The 17,963-nt window shown below is 64.0% G+C and carries 10 protein-coding genes, 1 tRNA gene and 1 other RNA gene; 2 read left to right on the forward strand and 10 right to left on the reverse strand.

What is annotated here, in order from left to right; translation table 11 throughout:
* Positions 1-66: 66 nt before the first annotated feature.
* The 7 genes from CS006_RS09580 to ffs form a co-directional block, all read right to left on the reverse strand.
* Positions 67-1,233, reverse strand: a complete 1,167-nt coding sequence (locus CS006_RS09580) for a DNA polymerase III subunit delta' (RefSeq protein WP_100511615.1) — start codon at positions 1,231-1,233, stop codon at positions 67-69.
* Complete coding sequence (tmk, locus tag CS006_RS09585) at positions 1,230-1,871, reverse strand: dTMP kinase (protein WP_100511616.1); 642 nt, start codon at positions 1,869-1,871, stop codon at positions 1,230-1,232. The genes CS006_RS09580 and tmk overlap by 4 nt, the downstream gene beginning before the upstream one ends.
* A 103-nt stretch (positions 1,872-1,974) precedes the next feature.
* Entirely contained in the window at positions 1,975-5,097 is a 3,123-nt protein-coding gene (topA, locus tag CS006_RS09590; RefSeq protein WP_100511617.1) for a type I DNA topoisomerase, read from the reverse strand.
* A gap of 66 nt (positions 5,098-5,163) precedes the next feature.
* A complete protein-coding gene (locus CS006_RS09595) occupies positions 5,164-6,423 on the reverse strand; it encodes a phosphatase PAP2 family protein (protein ID WP_133119561.1) in 1,260 nt (419 codons plus the stop codon).
* Positions 6,424-6,642: 219 nt separating this feature from the next.
* Positions 6,643-6,716 (reverse strand) — tRNA-Arg (locus tag CS006_RS09600).
* 232 nt (positions 6,717-6,948) lie between these two features.
* Complete coding sequence (gene uriH, locus CS006_RS09605; RefSeq protein ID WP_100511619.1) at positions 6,949-7,905, reverse strand: uridine-preferring nucleoside hydrolase UriH; 957 nt, start codon at positions 7,903-7,905, stop codon at positions 6,949-6,951.
* 355 nt (positions 7,906-8,260) lie between these two features.
* An RNA gene (gene ffs / locus CS006_RS09610) (signal recognition particle sRNA small type) lies at positions 8,261-8,355 on the reverse strand.
* 96 nt (positions 8,356-8,451) lie between these two features.
* On the opposite strand from ffs, the gene glf reads away from it, so the two are divergent.
* Positions 8,452-9,630 carry a UDP-galactopyranose mutase gene (gene glf, locus CS006_RS09615; RefSeq protein ID WP_100511620.1) on the forward strand — a complete coding sequence of 393 codons (1,179 nt, stop codon included), beginning with the start codon at positions 8,452-8,454 and terminating at the stop codon, positions 9,628-9,630.
* A 122-nt stretch (positions 9,631-9,752) separates the two neighbouring features.
* On the opposite strand, the gene CS006_RS09620 is transcribed toward glf, so the two are convergent.
* The gene (locus CS006_RS09620; protein WP_243387025.1) at positions 9,753-12,068 is read right to left on the reverse strand and encodes an LTA synthase family protein; all 2,316 of its coding nucleotides are present in this window, start codon (positions 12,066-12,068) and stop codon (positions 9,753-9,755) included.
* A 269-nt stretch (positions 12,069-12,337) separates the two neighbouring features.
* Here CS006_RS09620 and CS006_RS09625 point away from each other — a divergent pair, with 269 nt between their 5' ends.
* A complete protein-coding gene (locus CS006_RS09625; RefSeq protein ID WP_100511621.1) occupies positions 12,338-14,656 on the forward strand; it encodes a transglycosylase domain-containing protein in 2,319 nt (772 codons plus the stop codon).
* A 302-nt stretch (positions 14,657-14,958) separates the two neighbouring features.
* Here the strand turns inward: CS006_RS09625 and leuA are convergent, their stop codons facing one another.
* Both leuA and CS006_RS09635 read right to left on the reverse strand, forming a co-directional pair.
* The gene (gene leuA, locus CS006_RS09630; RefSeq protein WP_100511622.1) at positions 14,959-16,878 is read right to left on the reverse strand and encodes a 2-isopropylmalate synthase; all 1,920 of its coding nucleotides are present in this window, start codon (positions 16,876-16,878) and stop codon (positions 14,959-14,961) included.
* A gap of 236 nt (positions 16,879-17,114) precedes the next feature.
* Positions 17,115-17,891 carry a LuxR C-terminal-related transcriptional regulator gene (locus tag CS006_RS09635; RefSeq protein WP_100511623.1) on the reverse strand — a complete coding sequence of 259 codons (777 nt, stop codon included), beginning with the start codon at positions 17,889-17,891 and terminating at the stop codon, positions 17,115-17,117.
* Positions 17,892-17,963: the final 72 nt, after the last annotated feature.

Raw genomic sequence — 17,963 nt, forward strand, 5'->3', positions numbered from 1 at the left:
GCAATCCTACGTTTTGCGCCCCGTTTGCATCTTTTGCCGTTTTTGCCAACGAATAGGACCGAGCAATCACGCAATCAATGCGCAGAACAGCGCTTCGAACACGAGCAGCGGATTGCCGTTGCCGGCGAGACGTCGCCGGGCCGTGGCGATGGATTCCAGCCGTCCGATCGCGGCCTCGCGCGTCAGCCGCGAGGCGAGGTTCGCAATCGCCGTGCGGTTCTCCTTGTTTATCAATCCGACCGCGTCTTCGGCATTGTTCTGCAATACGGCCACGTCGCGGTACACACTGGCGATGGAGTTCAATGCACGGTCGAGTACGTCACGGCTGCGGCGCGTGGTCCGGCGCTTGATGTCCTCCTTCTTGCCGAGGGCGTTGTATGCGCCGCGAATCTTCGGCGGGATACGGTCCTTCTCCCCCAGTCCGTTGACGCGGCGGAAGTCGGCCTGCGCGCGGGCGACCTGGCCCTCGATCTCCTCGGCGGCCTGCGCGTTGGCGTCGGAGATGAGATGGTCGGCGAGCAGCACGGCGTCCGAGGCCTTGGCGAGATTCAATACGCCGACGACGAGCGTATCGCGGTCGGTCATCACGCGTTCGTTGGTCGCATACAGTTTCGCGATGCCGATGTGGCCTTCGGCGAGTCTCGCGGCCCGGGATGCCACATGTTCGGTGAAGCGACGGTCCTCGGGCAGCGACGGGTTCACCGTGTCCATCAGGAACGCGGCGACGGCCTTCGTCGACGGCACGGCGAGGTTGACCACGCGTGTGCGCGAACGGATGGTGGGCAGCACATCCTGCGCGCTTGGCGCGCACAACAGCCATATCGTATGCTCGGCCGGCTCCTCGATCTCCTTGAGCAGCACGTTCGTGGTGCGTTCGAGCATGCGGTCCACATCCTCGATGATGATGATTCGCCATGGCGCGGTGGCCGGCATCTGTTCGGATGTCTCGATGAGTCCTCGTACGGCGTCGATGCCGATGGTCACCTTGTCGGTGGCGAGCACGGTGACGTCGGGATGCGTGTTCGCAAGCACGTGGCGGCAGGTCGTGCATTCGCCGCAGCCATGATTCGGGCATTCGAGCGCGGCGGCGAACGCGCGCGCCATGTTCGATCGGCCCGAACCGGCCGGACCGCAGATCAGCCATGACTGCGCGATGTCGGCGGGTGCACCGGCCACGCGCGACAGCAGTTCGACGGTCGGTTTCTGGCCGACGATGGCATCCCACACGCTCATCGCGAATCCTCCCCATAGCCGAGCAGGTCGTCGATGTCGACCCGGATCTGCGTCCACACGGTTTCGATGGGCTGGGCGGCGTCGATCACGCGGAATCGTTCCGGTTCGGCCTCGGCCAGGTCGAGGAACGCCCGGCGCGTGCGGTTCTGGAAGTCGTCGCCGGCCGATTCCATACGGTCCTCGTCGTGCTGGAGCCGGGCGTGGGATGCGGCCGGGTCCATGTCGAGCAGATACGTGCGTACGGGCAGCAGGTTGTTCGTGGCCCACAGGCTCAGATCGCGAATCTCTTTGGCCGTGAGTTCACGACCGCCGGCCTGATATGCCAATGACGAGTCGAGATAGCGGTCGGTGATGACGACCTCGTCGCGTTCGAGGGCCGGACGGATGGTTTCGGCCACGTGCTGGGCGCGGTCGGCCGCGAAGATGAGCGCTTCGGCGCGCGGCGCGATGTCGGCGGCGTCATCGGCCACGTTCCCAAGCAGCAGACGCCGTAACGTGGCGCCGAGCGGCGTACCGCCGGGTTCGCGCGTGACCAGCACCGTGCGGTCGCGCGATTCGAGATACTGCCGAAGTCGTTCCACCTGCGTGGTCTTGCCGACGCCGTCGACGCCCTCAAACGAAATAAACAATCCAGCCATGGACTCTACCGTATCGGCGAACCGCGATTTTTGCGTCCCGCATATCGAGGCGCAGTTCATACATCGGCGATGGCCCGGCACTGATTGACGCCGGGCCAGTGGACTACCTGGACTTCTTCTTGGCGGCGGGCGCCTTGGCCACGACGGCCGGGCGTTCGTAGCCTTCGTTCGCGGCGAGCCATTCGATGTCCGACTTCACCGTGGAGGCGGTGGAGCCGATCTTCTCGGCGATGCGCGTGTTGGCCCAGCCCTTGCTGGCGTACTTCTTCACCTCGGCGCGGCGTTCGGCGCGCTTGGCCTCCACGGCGCTGACCTTCGGCGTGGCCTTGGCGGCGGACTTGGCACCCGACTTGCCCTTGGCACCGCCGCGGCCACGACCACGACCACGCGTGGAGGGACCGGCGGCACGCTTCTCGGCGAGCAGGCGGAACGCGTCGGCCGGGTCGATGGATTCGGGCGAATACTGCCTCGGCAGCGTGCGGTTGGTCTCGCCGTCGGTGATGTAGGCGCCGAAGCGGCCGTCCTTGATGGTCACGGGCTTGCCGGTCTCCGGGTCGTTGCCGAGCTCGCGCAGCGGCGGCTTGGCGGCACCGCGTCCACGGCCGCGACCGTACTTGGGCTGGTCGAACAGTTCCTTGGCCTTGGCGATGTCGACGGTGAAGATCTCGTCCTCCGAGCCGAGCGAACGCGTCTCGGACTTGCCGTCGGCGCCGGTCTTGGTGAGGTACGGGCCGTAACGGCCGTTGTTGGCCAGCACCACGGCCTGCGTGACCTCGCCGGTTTCGGTGTTGGTCTGCGGCAGCGTACCGACCTCGCGCGGCAGCGACAGCAGCTTCAACGCGTCGTCGAGCGAAAGCGCGTCGGGGTTCATGGTCTTGAACAGCGACGCCATCTTTGGCCTGGATGCGGCGTCGGCGCCCTTGCGACGGGACGGACGCTTCTTCGGTGCGGCCTTGCCTTCCTTCGCAGCCTCTTCCTCGGCTGCCTTGGCTGCGGCGCGTTCGGCCTCGGCCTGTGCCTGCTGTTCCGGCGTGATGAGCGCCACGTACGGGCCGAAGCGGCCCTTGCGCAGTTCCACGGTGCCGCCGGTCTTCGGGTCGGTGCCGAGCACGCGCGGCCCGCCGGAGTTCGTGGCGATGAGCTCATGGCCGACCTCGGGCGTCAGCTCGTCGGGCGCCAGCGTATCGGGCAGGGAGGCGTGCTTCGGGTTGCCGTCGGCGTCGAGGTTCTTCGTGTCCTCAAGATACGGGCCGTAACGGCCGACGCGCACATGCAGCCCGTCGCCGATGTCGATGGTGTTGATCTCGCGCGCATCGATGTCGCCGAGCTGCGCGACCTGCTGCTGCAGTCCCTTGTGCGCCTCCTCGGCGGAGCCGACCGTGCCCGAGCCGGTGCCGAAGTAGAAGTGCGTCAGCCAGTCCTTGCCGGTCTCCTTGCCGCGGGCGATCTGGTCGAGGCCGTTCTCCATCTGCGCGGTGAACTGGTAGTCCACATACTGCGGGAAGTTCGTCTCCAAAAGCTTGATGACGGAGAACGCCAGCCACGACGGAATCAGCGCGCGGCCCTTCTCGTACACGTATCCGCGGTCGATGATCGTGGAGATGATGCTCGCATACGTCGACGGTCGGCCGATCTCCTTGGCCTCGAGCGTCTTGACAAGCGTGGCCTCGGTGTATCGGGCCGGCGGCTGGGTCTCATGCCCGGCGGGTTCGACCTCGGTGGCGGCCAGCCGGTCGCCGACCTTCATCGGCGGCAACGACGCGTTCTCCGTACGGTCGGCCTTCTTGTCGTTTTTCTTGGCGGAGTCGGCCCCGCCATTGCCATTGCCATTGCCATTGCCATTGCCGCGACCGAACACCCGCAGGAATCCGGGGAACTCGATGACCGTGCCGGACGCCTGGAACAACGCCTCGCCACGGGAGCCCGCTTCGGCGCCAAGCCGCACGGTGGCGGTCGAACCGGTGGCGTCGGCCATCTGCGAGGCCAACGTGCGCTGCCAGATGAGCGTATAGAGCCGCAGCTGGTCCGGCGGCACGCGCGTGGCCAGCTCGTCGGGCGAACGGAACGTGGAGCCGGCGGGGCGGATGCATTCGTGGGCCTCCTGCGCACCGGCCGTCTTGGTCACATACTGCTTCGGACTGTCGGAAAGGTATTCCTTGCCGTAGATCGAGCCGACCGCGCTGCGGGCGGCGGCGATGGCCTCCTGCGACAGCGTAACGGAATCGGTTCGCATATACGTGATGTAGCCGTTCTCGTACAGGCCCTGCGCCGCGCGCATCGTGGCGCGAGAGCTCATGCCGAGACGATTGCCGGCGGTCTGCTGCAGCGTGGACGTGGTGAACGGCGGCTGGGGACGACGACGATACGGCTTCGTTTCAAGCGAACGCACCGTGAACGGCTGTTCGCGCACGGCCGCAGCCACTTCGTTGGCCAGCGATTCGTCCATGACGACCGGGGATTCCTTGACAGCCGCCGCAGTCAGATTACCGTCGGCGCCGAAGTCCTTGGAACCGGCGAGACGACTGCCGCCCAACGCCACGAGCCGGGCGTCGAACCCGGCGTCGACGTCACCGGCCGCCGCACCTTCCGTGGCGACCAGTGTGGCGATGACGTCCCAGTACGCGGTGCGCACGAACGCCATGCGCTCGCGCTCGCGCTCGACGATCAGACGCGTGGCGACGGACTGCACGCGGCCGGCGGAAAGTCCCGGACCGACCTTGCGCCACAGGACGGGGGAAAGCTCGTAGCCATAGAGTCGGTCGAGCACACGACGGGTCTCCTGCGCGTCGACCATGTTGTCGTCGACGTCGCGCGTGGCGGTCAGCGATTTTTTGATGGCCTCGGGCGTGATCTCATGGAAGACCATGCGCTTGACCGGCACCTTCGGCTTGAGCGTCTGCACGAGATGCCATGCGATGGCCTCGCCCTCGCGATCCTCATCGGTTGCGAGGTAGAGCTCGTCGGCGCTCTTCAACGCGGACTTGAGTTCGGCGACGGTCGACTTCTTGTTGTCGTTGACGATGTAGTACGGCTCGAATCCGTCGTTCACGTCGACGCCGAACTTGCCGAACTTCTCCTTGCGGCTCGGCGGCACCTGCGAAGGCTGGGCGAGGTCGCGGATGTGACCGACCGACGCCATGACCTCGTAGCCCTTGCCCAGGTAGCCGCCGATCTTCTTCGCCTTGGTGGGCGACTCGACGATGACGAGCTTGGTACCGGTAGTCATGGGCCTCTCCTTCGTTGTTCAGCCTGTAAGCCTGTCAGCTACAGAGCATCATAACCATGATGGCGGTCAGCGTCGTTTCGGCGGGGCCGGCGGCGCGCCGACGAGGCCGGCCTTCGACAGCGGCGCCGCAGTGATGTGACGCATGGCGAGCGTCAGGCCGAACATCAGCGAAACGACGGCGAAAACAAGGACCGCGCCGGAGATGTGCGCAGCGCCGCTCGCCCATTTGGCGCTGTACTGCAGGCCGGGGGCGAGCTGCCAGACAAGATAGAGACCGTAGGCGCCGGCCATGAGCCCACCGACGATCATGACGGTTCCGGCGATCTGCACGCTGGCGGAGGAGACGCGGGTGCCCGGCTCGTCCATGCCGGACGTGCGGGTGAAAGCGAGCGCAAGCAGGGCGAGGCCTCCGACGAGGAACATGGCCACGACGATGTCGGTCGGGCGATGCCATCCGCCGGCGATGACGGACAGGCCGACGAACGCCGTGTACAGCGCGCCGAGTACGGCGACGAGGGCGCGCAGCGCACGCGGCACCACGCACAGCAGGGCGATCGCGGCGACGGCCGCCATGGCGGCGTGGCCGGACGGCGACGTGTTGCCGGCGTCGTTCAGGCTGGAAAGATTGAGTATGGGCCGGGGCAGCATGTGCTTGAGCAGTTCGGCGAGCGCGAAGGCGACGACGGCGAACACGGCCATCTGCACGAGTGCGCGCCAGCGTTTGCGTGCCGTGCCGACGGCGACGGCGACGACGCCGAGCACCACGTCGATGACGGCGGCGACGGAGACCGACAGGCCGCCGAGCGAGAACGATTTCGCGAGGATGCCGGCCAATGCGGCCATCCATCCGGGCAGGGCGCCCGAGAAGCCGTCGTAGGCGAGGTTGTCGTATTCCTGACCGCCCATCGACTGCACGGCCACCCACCATACGATGAACGCGGCGGCGAGCGCGACGATGCCGAACACGATGCACAGCATGATGCTGCCGGTGTGCGGGCGGGCGAGCAGCGGGTCGACGGAGGAGCCCGTCTTGGAGGCGGAGGCCTTGCCGTCGGCGATATCGGCGATATCGGTATCGCCGGCACCATCGGCATCGTCGGAAACGGCATCGAGTCCGGCCGGTGCGTGCATGTCGGTCGCGCGCATGCCGTCGGCGGGGACGCGCAGCGGCTCGAACGACGGCGGCATCGCCGCGCCGGATGACGGCGCGCCCACGGGCGCCGCGTCCGCCGGCACGACCGGCGATCCGGCATCCGTCGGCTGCTTCGGCACGGCGTCGCCATCCAAAGGTTCGAGATACAGTTTCGTCCGCTTCTTGTCACTCATAGTCACGACTTTACGGCCGGAAATCACAGAAGCGAGCGAACTCGGCGAACCATCTCGCTTTGTTCACCAGACCCGCGAATTTTGACGGCCGGAACCGACGTCGGCGAAGCCGAAGGACACGGAAACAAAGAATGGGAAAAATGGAACGGTCCGGAAGCCGAAAAAGAAGGGCCGGAAAATTGGAAAGGCCCCGGACACTAATGTTTCCGAGGCCTCTAGTGCGCCAGACAGGATTCGAACCTGCAACCTTCTGATCCGTAGTCAGATGCTCTAATCCATTGGGCTACTGGCGCATGTTCCGCATTGGAACCGTGTTCCAACCGAACGACTTGAATACAATAAGCCACTGATGAATTCTGTGCAAATTCGATGTTACATACGGCGTGTCGCCAATGATTGCAAGGATAATCAACGGCCGGCCCACGCGATGGAGACGCTCATCACGCGAGCCGGCCACATTTCCCTCACATCTGTTGCCGAACCGTTATCGGATGTGGACCGGCGACGGCCCGCCCACGCGGACCGTCAGCCGATCGCCTTGATGGCGTCGATGATGAGGTTCCAGAACCTGTCGAAGTCGAGCTTGACGGCCACCTGCGTATGGCATTCCTCGGCGCTTGGTTCGGGGCCGCGCAGGTCGGCGACGGTCATGCCGAGCGCCGGGCCGTCGTGGGTCTCCACGTCGAGCGGGCAACGGCGCGTGGTCATCACGTCGGGGTCGATGAGGTAGGCCACGGTGCACGGGTCGTGCACGGGCGGGTCGATGAAGTCCTGGTTGTTCCGGTAGGCCTTGCGGAAGAAGTCCATGAGTCCGCTGGCGAAATGCGCCAGATCGGTGCCGATGGCGTCGATGCGGCCCTGCACCTCGGGCGTGCACAGCGCCTGATGGGTCAGGTCGAGGCCGACCATGGTCAGAGGCCACTTCTCGTTGAACACGATGCGCGCGGCCTCGGGGTCGGTGGCCACGTTGAATTCGGCCACGGCGCTGCAGTTGCCCACATGGTAGCCGCCGCCCATGAGCACGACCTCCTTGACGCGGTCGACGATCCTCGGTTCGAGACGCACGGCCATGGCGATGTTGGTGAGCGGGCCGGTCGGCACGAGGGTGATGGTGCCCGGCTCGTTGCTCATGATGGTGTCGATGATCCAGTTGACGGCATGGCCCTCGTCGAGCGGACGGCTCGGCTCCGGCAGTTCCACGCCGTCGAGGCCGCTTTCGCCGTGCACGGCGGCGGCGACCTTCAGCGGACGCAGAATCGGACGGTCGCAGCCGGCACGCACCGGCACGTCCGTGGCGCCCGCAGCCTCGAGCGTGGCGCGCGCGTTGTACGTGACCTTGTCGAGGCTCTGGTTGCCGCCGACGGTCGTGACGCCGATGAGGTCGATCTTCGGGTTGCCGATGGCGAGCAGAATCGCCATCGCATCGTCGTGGCCGGGGTCGCAGTCCAGGATGATCTTCGTCGCATCCGCCGTATTCGTCATATTCGCTCCTTTACGAACCGATTGCATGAATCCAATCAAAAACAGGTGATAAAACGCTACACCATCGTTCTAGGCAATCATTGTAGACCACGAAAGGGAACGCCTCGGCGGGCATCGCACCGGGAGGACGGGAATCACCGCCGTATCGCACGAAATTGAACGGATGCCCTTGCACGATGCCGGAACGCATGAACACATGTCAAGGATGTCGGGATATGTGAAGACCTAAGTATAGAAGGCCTGGGTATATGCATCCGTGTGCACGAATACGCCCACGCGAAGGGAACCGACGACCGGAAATCGAAATTCGAAAAAAATCGAGACGGAAAAAGAAAAATATAAAAATATAGGAAGAGGAAAAGACCCCTACGCACCCGTCAGAGACCACTTACCCTTGCTGCATTCCTGCCCTGGGGGGTTTGGGCGGCATAACGCCGCGTAGGAGCCGGTTAGCCACTATACAGCATCGGTCACGACAACACAACCAAACCGTGCCATGTACCATGGAAAGGCAACCGAACCATGTGAGAAAAGTCGAGGAAATCCATGGAATTCAATCCGAACAACACCGATCTCGTGATCGTCGGCGCGGGCCTGTTCGGCCTGACCGTCGCGCAGCAGGCGGTCGAGCATGCCGGAGCCCGCGTGCACATCATCGACGTGCGCGACCACATCGGCGGCAACGCCTACTCGTATTTCGACGACGAGACCGGCATCGAAATCCACAAGTACGGCGCCCATCTGTTCCACACATCGAACCGTCGCGTGTGGGAGTACGTCAACCGCTTCACCGAATTCACCGACTACGTGCACCGCGTGTACACGACGCACAACGGCGAGGTGTTCCCGCTGCCCATCAACCTGGGCACCATCAACCAGTTCTTCCACGCGTCGTACACGCCGGCCGAGGCGAAGAGGCTCATCGAGGAGCAGGCAGGCGAATACGCCGACATCACGCCGAAGAACCTTGACGAACAGGGCAAGAAGCTCATCGGCAAGCCGCTGTACGAGGCGTTCATCAAGAACTACACGGGCAAGCAGTGGCAGACCGATCCGGCCGAGCTGCCGGCGAGCATCATCCGCCGACTGCCCATGCGCTACAACTACAACAACCGCTACTTCAAGGACACGTGGGAGGGCCTGCCGAAGGACGGCTACACCGCATGGTTCGAGAAGATGATCGCCGACCCGCGCATCGAGGTGTCGCTCGGCGTCGACTTCTTCGACGAGTCGCAGCCGCTGAACAGGAAGGCCATCCAGGCCGCCGGCATCACCGTCGTCTACACCGGCCCCATCGACCGATACTTCGACTACGACCTGGGCGAGCTCAAGTGGCGCACGGTCGACTTCAAGGAGCGCCGCTACGACGAGGACGACCACTTCGGCTGCCCGGTGATGAACTACGCCGACGCCGACGTGCCGTACACCCGCGCCATCGAGTTCAAGAACTTCAACCCCGAGCGCGCCGAGTCGTACAAGCCGGGCAGGACGGTGGTGTGGGAGGAGTACTCGCGCTTCGCCCGTCGCGGCGACGAGCCCTACTACCCCATCAACACCGAGGACGACAAGAACATCTACGCGCAGTACCAGGCGAAGGCCGCACTGGAGCCGAACACCGTGTTCGGCGGCCGCCTCGGCACCTACAAGTACTACGACATGCATCAGGTGATCGACACGGCGCTGACCGCCTACGACGAGCAGGTCGCCCCGCTGCTGCGCAAGTAGCGGACCGAAGGCAGGCGCCTTTCCCTCGTTCGGCCGTTCCCCACGCCGTCGATAATTGGCCGTCACATTGGCGTTGCGGCATGTCTGTCGATGGCACGGGATGGCCGAACGAGGGATTTTCGCTAGTTCTCCTTCTTGGCGACCGGCGACTTGGCGGCGGCAGACGACGACTTCGAGGACGGCTTGGCGGAGGCTTCCACGGGCTCCGCGGGCTGCGGCACCTGGGCGGCGTTCTTCGTGCCCTCGGTGATGTCGAGCTCCTCTTCCTCCTTGAGCTGCTGCTCCTCGGCGTCCTCCGGCATCGTCATGAAGGAGGTGTCGCGCAGATAGCCCTTGCCGGCGGTGATGTCGTACTGGATGAGCTTGTAGTCGGCGAGCAGACGCTGCGTCTCCTTGTCGGCCTTCGTCACGTCGAAGCGGTTGCCGTTCTTGTCGAGGAACAGCGCCTGCCCCTCGGGGATGCGCGACCAGCTCTGGATCTTGTTCACCACCGGCGGCTCCATGGCCGGCACCTTGCCGTGCAGTTCGGTGAGGAACGCCAGATACGGGCTCACCTTCGCGTTCATGTGCTCGGCGGTCTGCGCCATGAAGTAGTTCGGCGACGTGATCTCGCTGGAACTCGCCGGCAGTTTCGTGCCACGCGACTCCGAGGCCTTGTTCGACCAGATGAAGTAGTCGGTCTCGTGCAGCGCCACCGAATTGTCGGCGTCGGCGGAGGCCGAGGCGTAGATGCCCGGCAGATGGTCGCCGTAGAAGATCACCGTGATCGGCTTGTTGATGTTGTTGAGCTGGTCGAGGAAGCTCTTCGTGGCCTGATCGGTGTATTCCACGCCCTTCGCATACGTCTGGATCTGCGTGGTCTCGTCGAGGCCCAACGGCTGGCTCGAGTCCTTGCTCGCGGCCTTGAACTCGTTGTTGAGATACCAGTTGTCGTAGTTCATGTGGTTCTGCATCGTGAGCACCGAAAGGAACTGGCTCTTGTCGGTGTCAATCTTCTCAAGCAGACTCTGGTACGCCGAGGAGTCCTTGACGTACGGGGAGTTGTCGATGCGGTCCTGATGCGCGATGACGTCGGGCTCGTTGAGCGTCCAGAAGTGCGCGAACCCGAACTTCCTGTAGTTCTCGCGGCGCGAGTACATCGACGACTCGTACGGATGGAACGCCTGCGAATCCTTGCCGCCGTTCCATATCTGGTTGAACGTGGGCGTCCAGTCGAGCTTCGAGATGAGCTGCTGATACGGCGAGGTAAGCGAGGCGTCGAAATTCGCCATCGACAGGCCGGTCATGGCCATGAACTCCATGTTGGCCGTGCCACCGCCGTATCCGGCCGACAGCATCCGTCCCGACGTGGTCTGCGCCTTGACATTCCGGATGTTCGGCATCGGATCCTTGTTGAGCGACAGTCCGGGCACGCGCGTCGGGTCGGAGAACGATTCCGAAAGCACCATGATCACCGTGCTGTCGGTGAGATTGGAGGCGCGGTCCTTGTTGATCTCGCGGGCCTCCTTGGCGTAGCGTCGGGCGATCTTCTTCATCGTGGCCTTGGAGTAGTTCGCCGGCTCGTCCATGACCTTCGGGTTGACGAACCTCGCGAAGCCCATGAGCGTGCCGTTCGCCTGCGCATCCTCGACGGAATCCCACAGCTTCGGCGAATCGCCGAACGACTGCGCGAAATTGTAGGACCATGCGCTCGTCGTGCCGAGGCCCGCCGTGAACAGACCGAGGAACAGGGCCGGCAGCACGAACAGCAGCAGCCTCGCGGTGATGGTGAGGTTGCGGTTCTCGAAGCGGATGAAGCTGCGACGGCCGTCGCGATGCTTCAGCGAATAGCAGATGACGATCATCGCCAGGAAGAATATGGCCGCCGACATGAATATTCGCGAGGCGCCGGTCGGTATGAACTCCGCCATATTGCCGGTGTCGCTTTTGAGGAAGCTCAGATCCGAGGGTTTGACGGTCTCGTAGCGCGCACCCACCTTGAACCGTTCCACGACCGCGCAGAATCCGACGATCGACAGGAACACGGGCGTCGCCACCCAGAACCGGTTGATAAGCACGAGCACGAGCAGGTATATCAGGCCGAGCAGCAGCAGATTCAGCAGGAACTGGAACTGCTGGCCGGTCCACATCTTCGAGATGAAGCCGCCGAAGCCTCGCAGCGGCTCGACGGTCCATACGCTCCATTGCAGCAGTCCGACGGCGACGATGTCGACCGCGAGGAACGCGATGAGATACGCCCACCACGGGAACGGACGATGCTGCGCGGTGCCGGCGTTGAGCGGCAGTCCGATGCCCGAACGGTCGACGTCGTCGGAATCGATGACGGCGTCGGCGACCGCGTCATCGACGGCCACGCCGGCGGCCGCCATGTCGGCGCCGCCCTCGCCGTCGATCGGCGACGACGAATCATCGGTCACGTTCTTGCGTTCCTCGGTCACGCGCAGCACTCCTTCGCATCGTGATGGCAAGCAGGCGTCATCGACGGGGTCGAACCGCCCTGCGGGTAAACTTGCGGCAAACGGCCGGCAAATCAACCTCACTGTAGTCCGCACATGCGGCGGCGTGAAGCAATATAGTGGAAAAACCTGAGAATATACACCTTTATCTTGTGGATTCCTTGCAAAAACACCGTGTTTTCGTACGGAAAGTATGAACGTTTCCCCACCGGCCGAATGATTTCAAAGCTTGCGGGAGTAGCCTGAGGGGCATGGCTTCTCAGACTCGTCGATCCATCAGATCAGCTAGCGGACGATCGGTGTCGTCGTCGGCACCGGCCTCGTTCCCGGCCTCGGGCCCCGCTCCGCAGACGACCGCGGTAAAACCGTCGCGCCGCAACCGATCGCACAAACCGCCGAAGAAGAACAAGAAGAAGCATCGCATTCTCAAGTGGATTCTCGGCTTCATCGCGCTGTGCCTTGCGGCCGGCATCGGCCTGTTCGCCTACCTCTACATCACCACGGAGGTGCCGAACCCCGAGAACATCGCGCTGGCCGAGAAAACCACCGTCTACTACAACGACGGCAAAAGCGAGATCGGCAGCTTCGCCGAGCAGAACCGCGAGATCATCGACTGCTCCGTGCTGCCGGATTACGTGGGCAACGCCATCGTGGCCTCGGAGAACCGCACGTTCTGGTCCGACAGCGGCATCGACCTCAAGGGCATCGGCCGCGCGCTCGTGAACAACGTGACCAAGGGCACGAGGCAGGGCGGCTCGACGATCACCCAGCAGTACGCGGAACGCTATTATCTCGGCGAGACCACGACGTACAAGGGCAAGATCAAGGAGGCGTTCCTCGCCCTGAAGATCGCGCAGACGCAGGACAAGGACACCGTGCTGTGCAACTACATGAACACCATCTACCTCGGCCGTAACGCCTACGGCATCCAGGCCGCGGCGAAGTCGTACTTCAACAAGGACGCGAAGGACCTGACGCTTTCCGAGGCGGCGATGCTGGCCGGCATCATCCCCTCGCCGAACAACTGGGATCCGGCCGTCAGCAAGGTCTCGGCGCAGAAGCGCTTCAACCGCGTGCTCAACATCATGCGCGAGGACGGCTACATCTCGGCCAAGGACAAGAGCTCGGCCAAGCTGCCCGACACCGTCAAGCAGAAGACCGACAACATCTACCAGGGCACCAAGGGCTATCTGCTCATGATGGTGCGCAACGAACTCGTGAACTCGAAGGCGTTCACCACGACCGACATCGACACCGGCGGCTACAAGATCATCACCACGATCGACAAGGCCAAGCAGGACCTGATGTACAAGACCGCCACGCCCACCGACACCTCGAAGGGCATCCCGGACGGCGTGCAGGTCGGCGGCATCTCGGTGAACCCGAAGACCGGCGCCATCATCTCGATATACGGCGGCGAGGACTACCTCAAGCACCAGCTCAACAACGCCACGCAGGCGACGTACGAGATCGGCTCGACCATGAAGCCGTTCGTGCTGCTCTCCACGGTGCAGAAGGGCGTGAGTCTCAACACCGTGTTCAACGGCAATTCGCCGCGCTCGTTCCCCGGCATCACCACGCCGATGACCAACTCGGGCGGCGTGAGCTACGGCTACATCAACCTGTATCAGGCGACGGCCAACTCGGTGAACACCGTGTACATGGACCTGGCGCAGCATCTCGGCTCGCAGACCATCATCGACACGGCTCACACGGCCGGCATCAAGGGCACGATCGCGAACGACGCCTACACGGCGCTCGGCAACTCCGGCCTGAGCGTGCTCGACGTCTCGCGCGGCTTCGCCACCATCGCCAACGGCGGCAAGAAGCCGACCGTGCACATCGTGGGCAAGGTGACCAACTCGCAGAACAAGGACCTCTACACCGGCCCGACGTCGAGCGAGCGCGTGTTCGACTCGAACGACGTGGCGCTGGTGACGAAGGCCATGGAAGGCGTCATCCAGTACGGCACCGGTTCCGAGGCGAGCTCCATCGGCAAGACGATGGCCGGCAAGTCCGGTACGGCAAACGACGCGAAGGCCGTGAGCTTCGTGGGCTTCACGCCCTCGACGCTGACCATCTTCGCCATGTGGAACCCCGGCAAGGACGGCTCCGCACAGGAGATGCCGACGTTCAGTGGATACCAGTACGGCATGGGCTTCCCCGCGCATCTGTTCACGCTGTATATGTCGCAGGCGCTTGAGGGCGTGGAGGACGAGCAGTTCCCCGAGGCCACCGACGATGGCACCGTGGGCGGCACGGACGGCACCTGGGGCACCGGCAGCGGCTCCTCGTACTCGGGCGGCTCGAGCTCCGGCAACAGCTACCAGAACGGCGAGGAGGAGTCGAACGGTGAATCCGAAAGCGGCTCCGGCACCGAGAGCGGCAACGGTTCGAGTACCACGCCGTCGCCCTCACAGAGCGAAAGCACACAGACGCAGGAGCAGCAGAGCCAAGAGAATCAGCAGCAACAGGAGCAGCAGCAGGAGCAAAACCAGCAACAACAGCAGGGACAGCAACAACAGGGGCAGCAGAGCCAGCAGCAAAGCACCCAGAGCAACTCCCAGTAGTGTCCGCAACGGGTTCACATGGGTTTGTGGGTCTGTCGCATACATGAGAAGCCGGTTTTCGGTGTCCTCGTGTATGCGGCAGACCCACAACGTTATTGATGAACTGTTCGGGCCCGCGAACCAGGCCCATGCACAAACCGGCCGGCTTATATGACGAGAGGGGCCGGACCATTCTCCAGGGAATGGTCCGGCCCCTCCTGTCTATCGATCTTCCATCGACCGCCTATCGGTCCGTCCGATCCACTGAGCCAACGGACTCAACGGGCTGGTCGCAAGGCGGCCTTGTCCAACCGACGTCCGGCTCAGCGCTCGGAACGGTTGATGGCGGAGATGATGGCCTTCAGCGAGCTCGTCGTGATGGACGAATCGATGCCGACGCCCCAGATCACCTGGGATTCGGGCGCGTCGCCGATCTCGCACTCCACGTAGGAGGCGGCCATGGCGTCGGTGCCGGCGGTCATGGCGTGCTCCACGTAATCCATCACGGAAACGTTGATGCCCAGCGCGCCGATGGCGTTGAGGAACGCGGCGATCGGGCCGTTGCCCACGCCGGACAGCTGACGCTCCACCGGTTCGGCGCTCTTATCGGCGCCGCGGTCGAGGATCGTGGCCTTGAGCACGGTGTCGGAGCCGTCCTCGCCGGAGGAGACGGAGACCTTGAGGAGCTTGAGACGGCCCCACTGCTTCAGCGTCTCGTCGGTGGTGTCGCCCACGACGTGGCCGGCCGCGGTCTTGCCGCCGGACTCGACCGGGAGGTACTCGTCCTTGAAGAGGCGCCAGATGTCCTCGTCCTTGACTTCCTTCTTCGTATCGTCGGCGTACTTCTGCACGATCTTGTCGAACTCCACCTGCAGGCGCTTCGGCAGGTCGAGGTTGTGGTTCGTCTTGAGCAGGTAGGCCATGCCGCCCTTGCCGGACTGCGAGTTCACACGGATGATGGCCTCGTACGAACGGCCGATGTCCTTCGGATCGATGGGCAGGTACGGCACCAGCCACACGAAGTTCTTCAGGTCGGCACCGGCACGGTCGGCTGCCATCTGACGGGCCTCGAGACCCTTCTTGATGGCGTCCTGGTGCGAGCCGGAGAACGCGGTGAACACGAAGTTGCCCGCGTACGGGTGGCGCTCGGAGATCTTGATCTGGTTGCAGTACTCGACCGTCTTGCGAATCTCCGGCACGTTGGAGAAGTCGATCTGCGGGTCCACACCCTGCGTGAGCAGGTTCAGGCCCAGCGTGACGAGGTCGACGTTGCCGGTGCGCTCGCCGTTGCCCAGCAGGCAGCCCTCGACGCGGTCGGCGCCGGCGAGCACGCCCAGCTCGGTGGCGGCCACGCCCATGCCCTCGTCGTTGTGCGGATGCAGGGAGAGCACGATGGCGTCGCGGTTCTTCAGGTGGGTGGAGACATACTCCACCTCGTCGGCGAACACGTTAGGCGTGGTCATCTCGACCGTGGCCGGCAGGTTGATGATCATCGGATGCTCGGGCGTCGGCTTGATGACGTCGATGACGGCGTTGCACACCTCGACGGCATACTCCGGCTCGGTGCCGGTGAACGATTCCGGCGAGTACTCGTAGTAGAGGTCGATGCCCTCGGCCTCGCCCTCGAGATCCTTGCACAGTTCGGCGGCGTCGGTGGCGAGCTTCTTGATCTCCGCGCGGTTCTTGCGGAACACGACCTCGCGCTGCAGCACGGAGACGGAGTTGTAGAAGTGCACGATGGCGCGCTTGGCGCCCTTGAGCGCCTCGTAGGTGCGGCGGATCAGGTGCTCGCGGCACTGGGTGAGCACCACGATGGTCACGTCGTCGGGGATGAGCTCGCGCTCGATGAGCATGCGGATGAAGTCGAAGTCGGTCTCCGAAGCGGACGGGAAGCCGACCTCGATCTCCTTGTAGCCCATGGAGACGAGGAGGTTCCAGAAGCGCAGCTTGCGCTCGGAGTCCATCGGGTTGACGAGCGCCTGGTTGCCGTCGCGAAGATCGACGGAGCACCAGCGCGGCGCACGCTTGAAGGTCTTGTTCGGCCAGGTGCGCTCGGGGAAGCTGAACGGCACCTGGAGTTCGTAGGACGCGTACTTGTTGTACGGCATCTTGCTCGGCTTCTGCGGGGAGCCGATGAATCGTGCGGGAGGCAGCAGCGGGTCGTTGTTCCCTCCGTTGGATGCCGCCGCAGCAGCCGCAAGATCGAATACCGAATCGACATCAGGGTTATGATCCTGGCCCATAACTTCCTCCTTTTCCGTGTAATGCAGCGCCGGTTGCGCTGTAGTCCCATGTTCGGCGGGTCGGGTGACGTGCGACGCATGACGCATGCGTGCATGCGCGGCGTCCGACGACCGCCAACTTTCCCAGTCTACAAGCCGGCGACAACAGAAACACCGAGCGGGAGGAAACACCGCGTCCGCCGGCCATGCCCGTCTTCGTTCAACCACCGACCGACTCCGACGAAGACGACAGCCGATCACACGATGCGGCGATGCGCCGCCCAACGGGCGAGCTCGCCGCGGTTGGACAGCTGGAGCTTGCGCAGCACCTTGGAGACGTGGGTCTCGACCGTCTTGATGGAGATGAACAGTTCGGCGGCGACCTCCTTGTAGGAGTAGCCGCGGGCGATGAGCCGCATGACCTCCTGCTCGCGCGGGCTGAGCACATCGATGTCGATGTCGTCGTCCATATCGCCGTCGAGGTCGGGGGCGGCGCCCGGCGTCGCGACGGCCGAGGCCGCCGACGCCGACGAGGCGGCCGACGCGCCGGCAGACGCCGGTTGCGCCGGACCGAGCGCGTTGAGCACGAATCCCGCCAGTTTCGGGCTGAACACGGCGTATCCTTCCGCCACCTGCCGGATGGAGGCGATGAGATCCTCGGCGGTGATGGTCTTGGTCACGTAGCCGCGGGCGCCGGCGCGAATCACGGCGCCGACGTCGACCGGCGCATCGGAGACCGACAGCGCCAGATACAAGGTGCGCGGAGCATAAGGCACGCTGCGCAGGATGATCTCCGACCCGCCGCCGCCCTCGCCGCCGGGGACATGCACGTCGAGCAGCACCACGTCCGGCTTGGTCTCGGCGATCATCCGCACCGAACCTTCGACGTCGCCGGCCTGACCGACGATCTCCAGATCGTCGGCGGCCGCGGCGATCGCCGAAATCACGCCGGCCCGAAACAGATCGTGGTCGTCGACCACACCGATGCGTATCTTCCTACCCACCGTCATCGCTTCCTTCTCTTCTGCTGCCATCCTCTGCTCCCTATTATGGTTATGCCCACAACATGAGTTGTGAGGCTTCGTTGTGGCAAAACGACGGTTCGG

This window comes from Bifidobacterium primatium (assembly GCF_002802875.1).
Lineage (GTDB): Bacteria > Actinomycetota > Actinomycetes > Actinomycetales > Bifidobacteriaceae > Galliscardovia > Galliscardovia primatium.